Genomic DNA, 15,479 nt, shown 5'->3' on the forward strand with positions numbered 1-15,479 from the left:
CGCCCCAGGTCCGAGCCCGGGGAGCCGATGTTCTCCGGCGCACCAGCCGCACCGGCCTATCCGAACGCACCACAACCGCTATTGCAACAGACGGGGCCGACACCGCCGATACCCCGTCGCACCCGCGGGCGCTGCGGGTCCGCGGCACGGCGATAAGAATGTCATCGTGTCCACACTGCATGTTCACCGATTCGGCCCGGTCACCGGCCCGCCGCTGCTGGCCCTGCACGGTCTCACCGGCCACGGCAGGCGCTGGGCCGACCTGGCCACCCGGTTGCTGCCCGATATCCGCGTCATCGCACCCGACCTGCGTGGACACGGGCATTCCACCGCGCTTCCGCCCTGGGATCTCGAGACGATCGTGGCGGATCTGGTGGCGCTGCTCACCGCGGAAACCGAGGAACCGGTGGTGGTGGTCGCGCATTCCTTCGGCGGTGCGTGCGCGCTGCAGCTGGCCGAACGCCGGCCCGACCTCGTCCGCGGCCTGGTACTGCTCGATCCGGCGGTCGCGCTCGACCCCGCCTGGCTGCACGAGATCGCCCGGGCCACCCTCGACTCCCCCGACTACACCGATGCGGAGGAAGCCCGGATGGACAAACTCGCCACCGGCTGGGGCGCGGCCGACCCGAGCCTGCTCCAGGCCGAACTCGACGACCATCTCGTCCCGGCACGCGACGGGCGGGTCGGGTGGCGAGTGAGCCTGCCGGCGCTGATCGCGTACTGGAGTCAGCTCGCGCGCGAACCCGCGCTACCGCCGCCCGATATGCCGACAGTGCTGGTGCGCGCCACGAAAGTGGACCCGCCTTTCCTCGCCGCGCCGGTGGAAGCGGTGCTCGCCGAACGGCTGGGCACGAACCTCACCGTCGAGGAGTGGGACTGCGAACATATGGTCGCGCAGATCCTGCCGGAGCGGGCCGCGGCGTTGATCCGCGCGGCAGTGTAGGGCCGCAATGGTCACCAGTGACGCACAAGTCGAGCACGTCCGGGAATTGGTCGCCTCGATCCCCCCGGGCCGGGTCGCCACCTACGGCGATATCGCCGCCGCGGTGGGTTTGTCGACGCCGCGCACAGTCGGCTGGATCATGCGCACCGACTCCGGCGACCTGCCCTGGCACCGGGTGCTCGGCGCCTCCGGGAAACCCGCCGCTCATCTGGCCGAACGGCAGCTGCGATTACTCGCGGCCGAGGGCGTACCCATCTCCGACGGCCGGGTCGACCTCCGGACCGCGCGGCACCGGTTCGGCTGATCCGGTGCAGTGGTCACCGAGCCGGGATATCGTCCCAGACGGCGCATAGCATGAGGGGTATGCCGAATTCCGCGCCCGCCCCGGACGTGATCGTGCTCGCCGGGGGCCGGGCCAGTCGTATGGGTGGCGTCGACAAACCGGGGCTCGTGGTGGGCGGACGGTCCATGCTGGAAACCGCGCTGGTCGCGGCGGGATCGGGTCGCACTGTGGTCGTCGGCCCACCGCGACCGGAACTCGCCGCGTCGATCCTGCAAACCCGCGAACCAGAACCCGGGTCCGGCCCGGTGGCGGCCATTGCGGCCGGTGTGGCCGCGCTCGGCGCCGAGGCCACCACCCAGGTGATCGTCCTGGCCGCCGATATGCCGTTCCTGACCCCCGCCGTGATCGGTGAATTACTGCAGCAGTCTGCGGATTTCGACGCCGTGTTCGCGGCCGACGGCAACGGCCGGCCGCAATACCTGATCGGCGTGTGGCGGTACGAGGCCCTGGCCGCCGGGCTGCGCGAACTCGGCACGGTGGTCAATCAGCCGATGAAAGCTCTGGTGCCACCGCACACGAAGATGGTGACGCTGGCGGGGGTCGAGGATTGCGATACTCCGGGGGATATCGATGCCGCCCGTGCCGCGCTCGGAACGAGCCGGGATTGGACGTACCGCGTCGGCCACGACGATCCCCACAACACCGCCGACGGTTCAGCACACGGCGCCGGCGGTGACGCGACGTTCGGCACGGGCACCATCGAGATACCCGACAGCGGTCGCGGCGCGCCCGGGCACAGCGGCAGTTCCGAGGTAGTCGACCTTCCTACCGCGTTCGCTGCCGGCAGCGCCGGGCCGGCCACCGCCGGTGACTCGGCGACGCGGGATATCGGCGCACCGATTTCCGTAACCACTGCACAACCTGTCACCGGCACTCGCCCCCCGCATCACGCTGGAATCCGGGAACCCGCCGCCGACTCGCCGCTACCGCTGGATCAGGCGCGCGAAGCCCTGCGCGAGAGCCTGTCCCGGCTTCCCGGACGTCACTGCGAGCTGACCGCTGCCCGAGGCGCGGCGCTCGCCACCCCGATCACCGCGCTCGGCGCCCTGCCGCGATTCGATGTCTCCGCGATGGACGGCTACGCGGTCCGCGGGGAGGGGCCGTGGGAGCTTCGCGCCGATATCGGTTTCGCCGGCGGGCAGCGGCCGGACGGTTTACACCCCGGTGAGGCGGTTCGGATCGCCACCGGCGCCCAGGTTCCCGAGGGCACCACCCGTGTCCTGCGCGACGAGTTCGCCCGGTACGACGGGCGGCTGCACCGGCTTCCCGATACTCCGGAGCGTTCCGATATCCGCCGGCGCGGCGAGGACCGCACACCCGGTGATGTCGTCGCACCGGCCGGTTCCGTGGTCACCACCGCACTCGTTTCCGCGGCCGCCGCGGTCGAGGTCACCACCGCTGCCGTCCGCGGACCGGTCCGCGCCCGCATCGTCATGACCGGCGACGAGATCCGCAGTACCGGCCCGCTACAAGCCGGGCAGACCCGGGATTCCATCGGCCCCATCCTGCCCGTCCTACTCGCCGCGCACGGGGTACAGACCCTCGACCAGGTACATCTCCGCGATACCGCCCACGGTTTCGACGAGGTATTGGCCACCGCCACCGATTGCGATCTCCTCGTCGTGGTCGGCGCGACCGGCGGCGGCGCCGCCGACCAACTCCGTGGCGCCCTCGACCGCGCCCGAGCCCGAATCCTGGTCCCCCGCCTCGCGCTACGCCCTGGCGGTTCCACCGTGGCAGCCGAACTCTTCTCGACCACAACGGTCCTCGGACTTCCCGGCAACCCGTTCGCCGCAGTCGCCACCCTGCTCGCCCTGTCCCCCGCCGTAGTCGCGGGCCGCACCGGCGCCCACCCACCCCGGCCATTGATCGGCCCACTGCACAACGCCACCGAAATCTCCGGCTCGGTAACCCGCATCGTCCCCGCCCGCAACGCGACCGACCCGGGCGGCTGGATCGGCGACCCGACCATCCGAACCGCCCACCTCGGCGGTCTCGTAGACCGCGACGGTGTGGTCATAGTCCCCGCAGGCGCCCAAAACGGCAGCCCTGTCGAGTTCATCCCGGTCCCCCGCTGACCCCGCCGCATTCGGCAGCACTCTCGAGTGCCGGTAGCTGCACCGGGAAGACACCGTCATGCAGGGCCGGGAGGCCAACGAGGTCGGCGCCACCGTAGCCGTTTGACTATGCCGTTACGGCAGGGTTCATCCTGTAGTACAGGTCGGCGAGCACACGCCGGCAGATCCGATTCGAGGAGCCGATCATGACCTGGAGTACTCGTGAGCTCGCCGAACTCGCCGGCACCAGCGTGCGGACGGTGCGGCACTATCACGATGTCGGCCTCCTCGAGCAGCCCGAACGCGGCAGCAACGGCTACAAGCGCTACGGCGTCGCGCACCTGCTACGGGTGCTGCGGATCAAACGCTTGTCCGACCTCGGCATACCGCTGTCCCGGATCGCCGAGATGGGTGAGGACGGATATCCGCGCGAATCGCTACACACGCTGGACGCCGAACTGGCCGCGACCATCGAGCGCCTGCAGCGTATCCGCATGGAACTCGCCCTCATCCTCCGCCAAGGCACCCACTCCGACCTCCCACCCGACCTGGCGCCGACCGCCGCGGAATTCACCGAGGCCGATCGCGCCTACACCGTCATCCTGAACCGGGTTCTCGGCCCGACCGCCCTGGGTTCGCTGCGCGAAATGCTCAGCACCAGCGACGCGGCCGATCTCGCCATGACCGACTTCGACAACCTCCCCGCCGACGCCGACGAACAGACCCGGGAGAAAGTTGCCGAACAGGTCGCACCGTATGCCCGGAAACTGCATACCACCTACCCGGACCTCAACACGGTGCACGATTCACCGGTCGGCCCCGAACGCGCGGCCCAAGCTCTCGCGCTGGCCCTCAAAGACCTCTACAACGAGGCTCAGTTCGACGTCCTCCTCCGCGTGAACCGCCTACTCACGACCACCGACTGACCCGAAGAAATCCGCTACATCTACACGCCCACATCGCACCGGCCGTTCACATCAGGCCTCGGATGCACGCCGATTGCGGCGTACAAGGCACCATGTCTGAGAAATATTGGTGCGTTTACGGCCTTGATATTGGTGTATATTGGACACCATGACGCGCATTTCCGTTGACATCAACGACGAGTGGCTGGAGGCAGCCCGCGAAGTCTTGGGCACAGACACCAAAGTCGCGACAATCAACGAGGCGCTGCGCTCGTTCGCTGTACGCAGGAAAGCAGCCGACATCCTCGAAGCATTCGACAGTGTGCAGATGGACTACTCCGGATCGAAAGATGCCTGGCGGGAAAGCGGCGGACGCGATCTATCGGCATTCGCCGAGGAGGCGCGGCGAGACCGAGTCGCGTAGATGGCAGGCTCGATCTATCTCGCCGATACCTCAGTATTCGTCCTGCAATCGAAACACGACCGGGTTCGCGACCGGTTCGCCGACCTCCTTTCCCAAGGCCGGCTGGCAGCGTGCCAGATGACATCACTGGAGTACCTGAACAACGCACCAGACCCCGCAGGGTACGAGCGACTCTGGTCTGCGCTACACGGAATGCGGTGGATTGATGTCACCAACGAAGCGATGGACAGGGCACTGGACGTGCACCGACAACTGGCCGCGGCGAGTCAGCACCGTCACTTCAGGTTGCCGGATCTCATCATCGCCGCCACCGCCGAATGCGCCGGGGCTACTGTGCTGCACTACGACGCCGACTACGATCGAATTGCGACGATCACCAGCCAAGCCACTGAATGGGTCGCTCCGAAGGGGTCGCTGTGATCCTGGGCAGGGCCGAGTCGGCTGAGCAGTGATCCACATGCCCTCGACTTTCGAAAACCGCCGCCTCTTCGAGGTCCCCAGCAGACTGCCTGGCGGGCCAAGCTGAGCGGCGTATCGGAGAAACCAGCCCGTTCAATTCCAGCGTTCCGGGGTTACCGGGGCTTCCCAGGCGCGGGAGTAGCGGCGTTTGTCGGGGCCGGCGATCTCCTTGCTGCGGTAGACGACGTAGGGGCGGACCAGATAGCCGACGGGGGCGGAGAACATGTGGACGAGGCGGGTGTAGGGCCAGACGGCGACCAGGGCCAGGACGAACAGGCCGTGGGCTTGGAAGGTCCACGGGGTGCCGACCATCAGTTCCGGCTGGGGGCTCAGGGTGAACAGGCTGCGAAACCATGGGGAGACCGTTTCGCGGTAGTTGTAGGTCCCCCACAGCAGGTTGCTGCCCATCGTGTTGAGCAGTCCGGTGATCAAAGCCCCGGCCAACAGCAAGTACATGAACTTGTCGTTGGCCGTGGTGGCCTTGCGCACCGCGGGCACGGTGAGACGGCGGTACATCAGGATCCCGATACCGGTGATCACCGCGAGACCCGCCACGCTGCCCGCCGATACCGAGAACAGGTGGTAGGTGTGTTCGCTTATCCCGATGGCAGCTGTCCACGATTCCGGGATGAGCACTCCGATCACATGACCGAAGAACACACCCAGCATGCCGAAATGGAACAGTGGGCTGCCCATGCGCAGCAGGCGGGATTCGTAGATCTGTGAGGAGCGGGTCGTCCAGCCGAACTGGTCGTTGCGGTAGCGCCAGATATGGCCGAGCACGAACGATGTGAAGGCCACGTAGGGAAGGGTCATCCACAAGAAGGTGGTCACCAGGTCCTCCTCTGAACAGGGATATGTGGTCCGCCGAGGCCGGAGCGAGTGCGGAGGAGGGAGCACCTCACCGGAAGCCCCATCGGAGCAGGTGCCTGCGATCCGCGGAGACCGGGGCAGCGGGACCGCCTCATCGGCGGCCTTCCGATCGGTCCGGCATCGTCGGGTCCATGGCGAAGGGCTCCAGCCCGACCTCTTCTTCGGGTGGGCCCTGCGCGGCGAGTTCGGCGATCTTGCGCCGGTCCGCGGTGGTCGGCGGGGCGAGGGTCGCCAGTACGGCGGCCAATACCCCGGTATAGGGCGAACCGGCGTCGGACAGCGACAGTCGCAGCAGCTCCATCACCGGGACGTGTTCGCCGAGGAGACGTTCGCCGCCGACGGGGTCCACGGTCGCGGCGAATTCGAGCAGTACCGGCAGGTGGTCGGGGAGTTCGGTGTCGTCGAGTTCGACCCCGGCGTGCCGGTAGGCGTGTTTGAACCGCAGCAGCGCCATACCGCGTTTGCGGGTGTCACCGTATGCGTAGAAGGTGAGGTGCAGGCTGGCGCGGCGCCGCATATCGAAGGTTTCGACATAGTGCGCGGCCAGGTCGAGTTGCGGGGTGGTGCGCAAGTGGTCGCAGAACTCCGCGAGGTGGGTGCGCACCGGTTCCGGTAGCTCGCCGACGGCCGCGCTCACCTGGTCGAGCATGGTGATGGTGGCGGTGGCGGGATAGTCGAGCAGCAGGGCGGCGGTACGCCAGACGAGCCGGCGGTCCCGTTCGCTCATCGCGACCGTGGGTTCGGGCCGGCGGCGTAGTTTCAGCAGCGCCATCGAGCACTCCGCTCGCAGCTCATCGTGTAGGTCACCGGCCGACCTCCGAGGGTTCGGGTTGGGCAGCGCCTGCCGCGTTCGCGGCGGCATCGTAGCCGGGTGAACCGCTGTCCGGGTTCCCGGTTCCCGTGGACGCCGGCCCCTTTCCTTCACCGGCCGGTGCCCCGGCAACGGCGTGCGGAGCACTGCCGACAGCGCCGTCGTCGCTCGTGTATCCATTCGCGCCGATCTCATCGGGCCCGGTCGACGCCGACTCGGATCCGTGGCCGTTCGAGCCGTTACCCACGCGTGCGCCCACGCCATTCGCGACCGCGGCGAGCTCCCGATCCGGTTCTTTTGCGGCCGCACCGTTCGTGCTGACGGGGATCAACCCCTCGGTGCTCTTCCCGTCCCAGTTGAGCAGGTTGATCCGTCCCGACTTCTCTTCCGGTGCCGCGTCGTTCGAGTCGGTGAGCTGGAACTTCTCCACCATCTGGTCGAAGGCGGTCATTCCCGGACCTCCGTCGTTGTCCAGGCTGCAGCCGGTGGCGAGGGAGTCCAGTTCGTGTGCCTGCGCGCCCGCGCCGGTCGGGATCACGTAGCGGTGCTCGTATTTGGCGATGGCGAGCAGCCGGTACATGGCCTCGATCTCTTCCGGTTCCAGCCGGACCGAAGGTGCGATGGCAGGATCGGGTTCCTGCCCGAGGTTGATCGACCGCATGAACGCACGCATCCCGGCGAGCCGCTGCAACGCCGCGCGTACCGGGCCGACATCACCGGCGGTGAACAATTCGGCCAGATATTCCACTGGGATGCGGAGGGCATCGATGGCGCCGAACAGGTTGGCGTGGTCCTCGCCGTCGTGCCCGGTTTCGGTCAGCACATCCACCACCGGTGAGAGCGGTGGCACGTACCAGACCATCGGCATGGTGCGGTATTCCGGATGCAGCGGTAGCGCGATCTGGTAGTCGACGATGAGTTTGTAGACCGGTGAATCCTGCGCGGCCTGAATCCATTCCGGGGATATCCCGGCACGTTCGGCCTCGGCGACGACGCGCGGATCATGTGGATTGAGGAACACCCCGAGCTGGCTCGGATACAGATCCTCGTCCTCGGTGACCGAGGCCGCCTCGAGGACCGCGTCGGCGTCGTAGAGCATGACGCCGATATAGCGCAGCCGGCCGACGCAGGTTTCCGAGCATACGGTCGGGATACCGACCTCCACCCGCGGATAGCAGAATGTGCATTTCTCGGCTTTACCGGTTTTGTGGTTGAAGTAGATCTTCTTGTACGGGCAGGCGGTCATGCATTGCCGCCAGCCGCGGCATTTGTCCTGGTCCACCAGGACGATGCCGTCTTCGGAGCGTTTGTAGATCGCACCGGAGGGGCACGATGCCGCGCACGACGGGTTCAGGCAGTGTTCGCAGATCCGCGGCAGGTAGAACATGAAGGTTTCTTCGAATTCGAGCTTCACCTGCTCGGAGACCCGTGCCAGCAGCGGATCCTTACCGACCTGTTGCGGCCCGGACCCGAGGTCGTCGTCCCAGTTCGCGCCCCAGGTGACCTTCGTATCCTCGCCGGTGATCAGCGATTTCGGCCGGGCAACCGGTGTGGTGTCGATGGCCGGGGAGGACAGCAGATTGTCGTATTCGTAGCTCCAGGGCTCGTAATAGTCCTCGATGGTCGGCAGATCGGGGTTGGCGAAGATATTCAGCAGCCGTTTGAAACGGGACCCCGATTTCAGGGTGAGCTTGCCCCGCTTGTCGAGAGTCCAGCCGCCCTTCCACTTCTCCTGGTCTTGATATTGCCGCGGATACCCCTGGCCGGGCCGGGTTTCCACATTGTTGAACCAGACGTATTCGGTGCCACCGCGGTTGGTCCAGGCCTGTTTGCAGGTGACCGAACAGGTGTGGCAGCCGATGCATTTGTCCAGATTCATGACCATGGCCATTTGCGCCATCACACGCATAGCTGGTCCCCCTCTCCGGGAATGTGTGGATGAGCCGGCTGCGCCATATCAGTACCTGACTTCCTGACTGCGGCGGCGGATGGTGGTGACCTCGTCGCGCTGGTTGCCGGTGGGACCGTGGTAGTTCAGCGCGAACGACTGCTGGGCGTAGCCACCGATGAGATGCGTGGGTTTGATCATGATCCGGGTGAGCGCGTTGTGGATGCCGCCGCGTTTGCCCTTGCCTTTGAAGGTTTCGCCGGGTTCCGCGGTTCCCTCGATCCGCGGGACGTCCACCGCGCGGTCCTGCGCGTGGTACATGAACACGGTGCCCTCGGGCATCCGGTGCGAGACGATGGCGCGGGCCACCACCACACCGTTGCGGTTGATCGCCTCGATCCAGTCGTTGTCGGCGACACCGATTTTCGCGGCATCCTTGTCCGACATCCAGATGGTCTGCCCGCCGCGCGACAGCGTGAGCATATGCAGGTTGTCCTGGTATGCGGAATGGATGGACCATTTGGAGTGCGGGGTCAGATAGCGCACGGTGATACCGCGTTCGCTCACCTCACCGACCCCGGGTTCGGCGAACAAGGCCGTCATATCAAGCGGCGGCCGGAAGGTGGGCAGTTGTTCGCCGAGTTCGATCATCCAGTCGTGATCGAGGTAGAAATGCTGGCGCCCGGTGAGGGTGTGCCACGGTTTGAGCCGTTCGGTGTTGATGGTGAACGGCGAATACCGGCGGCCACCGGTTTCCGATCCCGACCATTCCGGCGAGGTGATCACCGGTACCGGGCGCGCCTGGGTATCGGCGAAGGTGATCCGTTTACCCTCGTGTTCGGCGGCCAGATCGGCCAGTTCGGTGCCGGTGCGCCGTTCGAGGGCCTGGAAGCCCTCCACCGCGAGCCGGCCGTTGGTGGTACCGGACAGCGCCAGGATCGCCTCGGCGGCGTGGCTGTCCTTGGCCAGCGACGGCCGCCCCTGCGCCACCCCGGACACCACGGTGCCGTTCATCCCGGCGAGGTATTCGACCTCGGCGTCGGGGTGCGTGGTGATTCCCTTGGTGGTGACCCCGAGGGTATCGATCAGCGGCCCGAGCGCGGCCATCTTCTCCGCGATCTTCGAATAATCCCGTTCGACCACCACAATTTTCGGCATGGTTTTGCCGGGAATCGGCTCGCATTCTCCGGCCTTCCAGTCCAGCACCGTGCCCCCGGCCTGCGCCATGGCATCGGGTGAATCGTGCTGCAGCGGCACCGCGACGATATCCTTGCGCACCCCGAGATGTTTCTCGGCCAGCCAGGAGAACCCGCGGGCGATCCGGTGGAACGCCTCGAAATCGGTTTTCGCCTCCCACGGCGGCGAGATGGCCGGTGTGAAGGCGTGCACGAACGGATGCATATCCGTCGAGGACAGATCGTGTTTCTCGTACCAGGTGGCGGCCGGGAGCACGATATCGGAGAACAGCGTGGTGCTGGTCATCCGGAAGTCCAGGGACAGCAGCAGGTCGAGTTTGCCGGTGGCGGCCTCGTCGCGCCAGACCAGCTCTTCGGGGCGGACACCGGCGGTGTCGGTGGTCTGCAGATTGGAATCCGCGCCGAGCAGATGCCGGTGGAAGTATTCGTTGCCTTTACCGGAGGAACCCAGCAGATTGGCCCGCCAAACCGTGAGCACGCGCGGGAAATTCTCCGGAGCGTCCGGGTCTTCGCAGGCGAAGCGCAGCTCACCGGATTTCAGGCCGTCGACCACGTGCTCGGCCGGCGTGCGTCCGGCGGCATCGGCTTCGTCGGCGAGGTCGAGCGGGTTGCGGTCGAAGGTCGGATAGGAAGGCATCCAGCCCAGGCGCGTCGCCAGGGCGATATTGTCCGCGGCCGTGCGGCCGGCGAACTTTCCTTTACCGAGGGGTGAGGCGAAGGTTTCGGCGGTGAACGGATCGTAGCGCCACTGGTCGTTGGCCAGATACCAGAACACCGTGCCCTGCATCTGCCGCGGCGGGCGCTGCCAGTCCAGGCCGAAGGCCAGCGTGGACCAGCCGGTCACCGGACGGCATTTCTCCTGGCCCACATAGTGCGCCCACCCGCCGCCGTTGACGCCCTGGCAGCCGGTGAGCAAGGTCAGGGTGAAGAAGGACCGGTAGATCTGATCGGAATGGAACCAGTGGTTGGTGCCGGCGCCCATCAGGATCATCGACCGGCCGCCGGAACGGTCGGCGTTATCGGCGAATTCGCGGGCGATCCGCCGAGCCTGCACGGCCGGGACACCGGTGATGGCTTCCTGCCAGGCCGGGGTGTAGGGCTCGGTGGCGTCGTCGTAGCCGGTGGGCCAGGTACCGGGGAGGTCCGGGCGGCCCACACCGTACTGCGCGAGCAGGAGATCGAACACCGTCGTGACCCTTTTACCGGCAACGACTTTCGTCGGCACCCCGCGGGTCAGGACCCCGGGCACATCGCTGTCGAACCGGGGGAACTGTACGGCCGCAGCGTCGTCGGTGCGGCCGTACAGCGTCAGGAGCGGTTCGACACCGTCGAGGTCCAGATTCCAGCGCCCGGTGCCGTTCGCACCGAACCGATCCCCCAGCGACCCGTTCGGCACCACCGGAGTCCCGTCCGAGTCCAGCACCACGGTCCGGAACTCGGCACCCTCGTCGGTGTTGCCGAGATCGGCGGCGGTGAGGAATTTTCCCGGTACCGCGACCCCGTCCGCGCCCTCGTCCACGGTGATCAGGAACGGCAGATCGGTGTATTTGCGGACATAGTCCAGGAAGCGCGGCGTACTGCGGTCCACGAAGAACTCCCGCAACACCACATGACCCATCGCCATGGCCAGCGCGGCATCGGTTCCCGGCCGGGCGGCGACCCATTCGTCGGCGAATTTGGTGTTGTCGGCGTAATCCGGCGACACCACCACAACTTTCTGACCGCGGTATCGGGCCTCGGTCATGTAGTGGGCGTCCGGGGTGCGGGTCACGGGGACGTTCGAGCCCCACATGATGAGGTAGCCGGCATCGAACCAGTCTGCGGATTCCGGCACATCGGTCTGATCGCCGAACACCTGCGGTGAGGCGACGGGGAGATCGGCGTACCAGTCGTAGAACGACAGCATCGACCCGCCGAGCAGGGAGATGAACCGGGCGCCGACCGCATGGCTGACCATGGACATCGCCGGGATCGGCGAGAATCCGGCGACCCGGTCGGGACCGAACTCCTTGATGGTGTGCACATGCGCGGCAGCCGCGATCTCGGCGGCCTCCCACCATTCGGCGCGGACGAATCCGCCCTTACCCCGCGCGGCCTTGTACTGACGGGACCGTTCGGGGTCGGTGACGATATCGCCCCAGGCGAGCACCGGATCCTTCAACCGCTGTTTGGCTTCCCGGTACAGCTCCAGCAGGGTCGACCGCACATATGGGTACCGGACCCGCGCCGGTGAATAGGTGTACCAGGAAAAGGACGCGCCGCGCGGGCAGCCGCGGGGTTCGTACTCGGGTTTGTCCGACCCCACCGAGGGATAGTCGGTCTGCTGCGATTCCCAGGTGATCACACCGTCTTTCACGTAGATCTTCCAGGAACACGAGCCGGTGCAGTTCACTCCGTGGGTGGAGCGCACCACCTTGTCGTGCGACCAGCGGTCGCGATAGAACTCGTCGGCGCTGCGCCCGCCGACCTTGTGCACGGTGCGGTGATCGGCCGAGACCTCGCCGCGCTGGAAATATTTCCCCAGCCGCAGCAGCGCATCGCCCGCGCCCGATTCCCCGGCAGCGATATCCGAAGCGGTAAGTGATTCCGGAGTACGTGAAGCAACCACGACGCCCCCTTCTCTGCAAGCGGTGAAATCGGGCTGACGCCTCGACTGTAAGGACGGTGCCGGACCAGGCCAAACGGCTTTCTCACAACGAAAATCGCAGGTCGGTGAGCTGTGAGGGCACCGCAATGTGGTGGTCACTGCGCGGGTCCGGGGGATACGACGGCCGGGAAAGACCACCTGGGGAAACGGGCCGCGAGTCGAAAGATCGGACGTTTCGGCCGCACCCGCCGGCCGGACCGGTGAAACTTCGGAAATGACCGCTTCTCCAGTGGTTTACATTTGTTTACATATCGCGGCGGTCACATCGGACCGGAACACGCGGCCGGGCGGGGACCCTTCTACACAGCGGGAAGCCGCCCGCTTCGTGCCCGGGACACGGTTCGCCTACGATTGCTGCCCGATCCGACTGCCGCCGGCGGTCGCCCGATCAGCTTCGAGGTGCACCATGGTCAGGCCTGTGCCGGTGTCGCGGAGGCAGAGAACTACCGCTCGCCTCCTGGCCGCTGTCGCGGCGATAATGCTGGCCGCCGGCGCGGTGGCCGCCGTCGGTACGGTCTCCGTCGCCGGCCGGGCGTCCGCGGCCCCGTCGGCCGCCACCCCAGCGGTGACCGTGTATCCCGGTATGGAGGTCAGGCGTAGCGCGATCGTCGGCGGCAAGGTCGATATCAGCCGCTGCACCGTGGGGCTCACCGGCATGATCGGCACGGCACGGTACGCGGTCACCGCGGGACACTGCTACCGCGACGGAGTGGTCACCGACAAGGACAGCAACCCGATCGGCTGGTACGAATTCCACCGGCCCGACGAGGGCCTCACCTTCGGATTCGCGCTGATCCGGCTGTACGACGGTGTCGGGGTCGCGGCCAGTATGGGCAGCTTCGGCCTGTCGTCGGTGGATATGAAGCCGCAGCGGAACCAGCAGGTCTGCAAACTCGGCGCGACCACCGGCTGGAGCTGCGGAACGATCACCGAAATCACGGAGCGCTACCTCTATACGACCAACACCCTGGGCGCGGAGGGCGGCGATTCCGGTGCGGTGGTCTACCGGCAGACCTCCGACGGGCACGCCGCCTTCGTCGGCCTCCTGGTGGCCTTCGACCAGGACGCCGGCCACAGCGCGGTGGTGGAGCCCGCGGAATGGCTTTTCGATCAGATCGACAAGTACGGCCCGACCCGCGACAATCCGTTCGTCTGGTACCGGGTCTGACCCGGTTCAGACGCCCAGCGCGGCCGCGAAAACCGGCCAGGACCGGTGCAGATCGTCCTGCCAGTAGGCCCAGGCATGCGTGCCCGGATGGAAATGCACGGTCGCCGGGATGTGCCGGGCGGCCAGCGCGGCCGCCAGCGGGCCGGTGCAGTTGTTGACGATGGATTCCATCGTGCCGCCGACCAGCACCCGGTCGGCCAACCGCAGCGGGTCGCCGTCGATACCGCGGGAATTCAGTACCTCGTGCGGGCCGGGCGCCCCGTTGCCGGAGGAGAGGTAGAGCGCCGTCCCCCGCAACCGGTCCAGGTGCAGCATCGGGTCGTGTTCGAGCCACGCGGGATGACCGGGGCCGCCCCACATATTGGTGGCATTCGCCCCGAACAGCGCCAACTGCGAGTACACGATGGCGCGCGCCGCCGGGTCGCTGGTGCGGGGACAACCGCTGTACGCGCCGACCGCCTGGTAGAGGCCGGGGGCGTGGATGGCCAGATTCAACGCCGAGGTCGCCGACATCGACAGCCCCGCCACCGCATTGCGGCCGGTCATCCCGAACCGGGCGTCGAGCAGCGGCGGCAGTTCGCGGGTGAGGAAGGTTTCCCATTTGTTGCGGCCCAGCACCGGGTCGTCGGCGATCCAATCGGTGTAGTAACTGGCCCGCCCGCCCATGGGCACGATCACGTTGACCGGTTTATCGGCGAAGAACTGGGCCACATCGGTGCGCCGCATCCACGGGCCGCCGTCCTCACCACCGTCGACGGCGTTCAGCAGATACAGCGCCGGCGCCCCCGGCCCCGGATGCGAGATCCACAGCGTGACCGGTTTGTCCATCGCGGCGGAATGCACCACCACCTCGGACTGCCGGCCGCCGAGCGGGCGCACATCCACGATCCGGGCCGGCCCCTCGGCCGCGGCCGGACCCGCCGCGATCCCGGTCGCCACCAGCGCGAAGCACAGCGTGAACAGGTACACCAGGCAACGCGGCAGCCGGTACATGCCGAGGTTTCTACCACGGCGCGATACCCGCCCCGGCGTTATCACCTGGCGTGTTCGTCGCGGGCGTGCACCCGCAGCGCGGTGATCGCGCCGGCGTCGGCTTCCGGCACCCGCATCCGTTCGGCGATCGACCAGCGCAGGGCACGGGGCAACTGCGGCGCGACCTTGCCGAAATACGCGTACAGCCAGTCGGTGCGCGCAACCAGGAACGGGTAGTCGGTGGTCATCATCGGGCGGATCACCAGCATCGGCAGGGGCGCGTCCAGCGGGTGGAAGGCGGCGTTCCACAGGCCCGGGACCCGGCATCCGGGGTAGAACTGGCCGAGCATCAGGCCGTCGCGCACCACTTCGGTCTTGTGGCGGCGGTGCACGGCGTCGATACGGTCGGTGCGGGTGATTCCGGGGAAGATCGTCACCGCGGTCAGCCGGCGATCGTCGGGCTCCCCGGCCCGCAACCGGTCGTACAGCTCGCGGCCGTCCTGGACGGCCGCCGAGAGGTCCTCGACGGACAGTTCGTCGCCCCCGCGAACCACCGCGGCCCACAGGGCGTGGTGGTTCGTGGTCTGCCGGATGAACGGGCATACCGGGCCGTCCCGGCCCAAGTCCGGATGTGGATGCACGAGATGCTCGGCGATCCAGCGGGTGAGTACTGCGGCGTCGGGGTGTTCTGCGGCCCACAGCTCGGCGTCGTCGTAGACATCACGCCAGCTCCGGCCGGTCCGCGGCCCGCGATACGCGGTCGCGGGTGCGGGGACCTCGGGATTCACCGGCC

13 protein-coding genes are annotated in these 15,479 nt (G+C 67.2%); 7 read left to right on the top strand and 6 right to left on the bottom strand.

Features of this window, described 5'->3' with window-relative positions; translation table 11 throughout:
* Nucleotides 1-166 precede the first annotated feature (166 nt).
* From ACFWPH_RS07815 to ACFWPH_RS07840, 6 genes are all read left to right on the top strand, one after another.
* Nucleotides 167-943, top strand: coding sequence for an alpha/beta hydrolase (locus ACFWPH_RS07815; RefSeq protein ID WP_378748812.1), 777 nt, complete (start codon nt 167-169; stop codon nt 941-943).
* Nucleotides 944-950: 7 nt separating this feature from the next.
* Nucleotides 951-1,247, top strand: coding sequence for an MGMT family protein (locus tag ACFWPH_RS07820; protein WP_378748813.1), 297 nt, complete (start codon nt 951-953; stop codon nt 1,245-1,247).
* 59 nt (nt 1,248-1,306) lie between these two features.
* Nucleotides 1,307-3,364 carry an NTP transferase domain-containing protein gene (locus ACFWPH_RS07825; RefSeq protein ID WP_378748814.1) on the top strand — a complete coding sequence of 686 codons (2,058 nt, stop codon included), beginning with the start codon at nt 1,307-1,309 and terminating at the stop codon, nt 3,362-3,364.
* Nucleotides 3,365-3,549: 185 nt separating this feature from the next.
* Nucleotides 3,550-4,269, top strand: coding sequence for a MerR family transcriptional regulator (locus tag ACFWPH_RS07830; protein ID WP_378748815.1), 720 nt, complete (start codon nt 3,550-3,552; stop codon nt 4,267-4,269).
* Nucleotides 4,270-4,417: 148 nt separating this feature from the next.
* Complete coding sequence (locus ACFWPH_RS07835; protein WP_378748816.1) at nt 4,418-4,672, top strand: type II toxin-antitoxin system VapB family antitoxin; 255 nt, start codon at nt 4,418-4,420, stop codon at nt 4,670-4,672.
* Nucleotides 4,673-5,092 carry a PIN domain nuclease gene (locus ACFWPH_RS07840; RefSeq protein WP_378748817.1) on the top strand — a complete coding sequence of 140 codons (420 nt, stop codon included), beginning with the start codon at nt 4,673-4,675 and terminating at the stop codon, nt 5,090-5,092. It abuts the gene before it with no gap.
* Between the two features lie 132 nt (nt 5,093-5,224).
* Here ACFWPH_RS07840 and narI read toward each other — a convergent pair whose 3' ends face one another.
* The 4 genes from narI to ACFWPH_RS07860 form a co-directional block, all read right to left on the bottom strand.
* Nucleotides 5,225-5,965, bottom strand: coding sequence for a respiratory nitrate reductase subunit gamma (narI, locus tag ACFWPH_RS07845; RefSeq protein WP_378748818.1), 741 nt, complete (start codon nt 5,963-5,965; stop codon nt 5,225-5,227).
* Nucleotides 5,966-6,095: 130 nt separating this feature from the next.
* Nucleotides 6,096-6,776: a nitrate reductase molybdenum cofactor assembly chaperone gene (gene narJ / locus ACFWPH_RS07850; RefSeq protein ID WP_378748819.1), complete on the bottom strand. Its 681-nt coding sequence runs from the start codon at nt 6,774-6,776 to the stop codon at nt 6,096-6,098.
* A 31-nt stretch (nt 6,777-6,807) separates the two neighbouring features.
* Complete coding sequence (narH, locus tag ACFWPH_RS07855; protein ID WP_378748820.1) at nt 6,808-8,724, bottom strand: nitrate reductase subunit beta; 1,917 nt, start codon at nt 8,722-8,724, stop codon at nt 6,808-6,810.
* Between the two features lie 48 nt (nt 8,725-8,772).
* Complete coding sequence (locus ACFWPH_RS07860; RefSeq protein WP_378749431.1) at nt 8,773-12,465, bottom strand: nitrate reductase subunit alpha; 3,693 nt, start codon at nt 12,463-12,465, stop codon at nt 8,773-8,775.
* 487 nt (nt 12,466-12,952) lie between these two features.
* Here ACFWPH_RS07860 and ACFWPH_RS07865 point away from each other — a divergent pair, with 487 nt between their 5' ends.
* Nucleotides 12,953-13,714 (top strand): hypothetical protein, encoded by a 762-nt coding sequence (locus ACFWPH_RS07865; protein ID WP_378748821.1) that lies wholly within the window; start codon nt 12,953-12,955, stop codon nt 13,712-13,714.
* Between the two features lie 6 nt (nt 13,715-13,720).
* Here the strand turns inward: ACFWPH_RS07865 and ACFWPH_RS07870 are convergent, their stop codons facing one another.
* Together ACFWPH_RS07870 and ACFWPH_RS07875 are read right to left on the bottom strand one after the other, a co-directional pair.
* The gene (locus ACFWPH_RS07870; protein ID WP_378748822.1) at nt 13,721-14,707 is read right to left on the bottom strand and encodes an alpha/beta hydrolase; all 987 of its coding nucleotides are present in this window, start codon (nt 14,705-14,707) and stop codon (nt 13,721-13,723) included.
* Nucleotides 14,708-14,748: 41 nt separating this feature from the next.
* A complete protein-coding gene (locus ACFWPH_RS07875) occupies nt 14,749-15,474 on the bottom strand; it encodes a DUF6875 domain-containing protein (protein ID WP_378748823.1) in 726 nt (241 codons plus the stop codon).
* Nucleotides 15,475-15,479: the final 5 nt, after the last annotated feature.

The organism is Nocardia sp. NPDC058499, from assembly GCF_042719915.1.
In the GTDB taxonomy this organism is placed as follows: Bacteria; Actinomycetota; Actinomycetes; order Mycobacteriales; family Mycobacteriaceae; genus Nocardia.

Bases quoted from the DNA above. Each gene is read 5' to 3' on its own strand.
- ACFWPH_RS07820 (WP_378748813.1), top strand. From the start codon at position 951: ATGGTCACCAGTGACGCACAAGTCGAGCACGTCCGGGAATTGGTCGCC.
- ACFWPH_RS07825 (WP_378748814.1), top strand. From the start codon at position 1,307: ATGCCGAATTCCGCGCCCGCCCCGGACGTGATCGTGCTCGCCGGGGGC.
- ACFWPH_RS07830 (WP_378748815.1), top strand. From the start codon at position 3,550: ATGACCTGGAGTACTCGTGAGCTCGCCGAACTCGCCGGCACCAGCGTG.
- ACFWPH_RS07835 (WP_378748816.1), top strand. From the start codon at position 4,418: ATGACGCGCATTTCCGTTGACATCAACGACGAGTGGCTGGAGGCAGCC.
- ACFWPH_RS07840 (WP_378748817.1), top strand. From the start codon at position 4,673: ATGGCAGGCTCGATCTATCTCGCCGATACCTCAGTATTCGTCCTGCAA.
- narJ (WP_378748819.1), bottom strand. From the start codon at position 6,776: ATGGCGCTGCTGAAACTACGCCGCCGGCCCGAACCCACGGTCGCGATG.
- narH (WP_378748820.1), bottom strand. From the start codon at position 8,724: ATGCGTGTGATGGCGCAAATGGCCATGGTCATGAATCTGGACAAATGC.
- ACFWPH_RS07865 (WP_378748821.1), top strand. From the start codon at position 12,953: ATGGTCAGGCCTGTGCCGGTGTCGCGGAGGCAGAGAACTACCGCTCGC.
- ACFWPH_RS07870 (WP_378748822.1), bottom strand. From the start codon at position 14,707: ATGTACCGGCTGCCGCGTTGCCTGGTGTACCTGTTCACGCTGTGCTTC.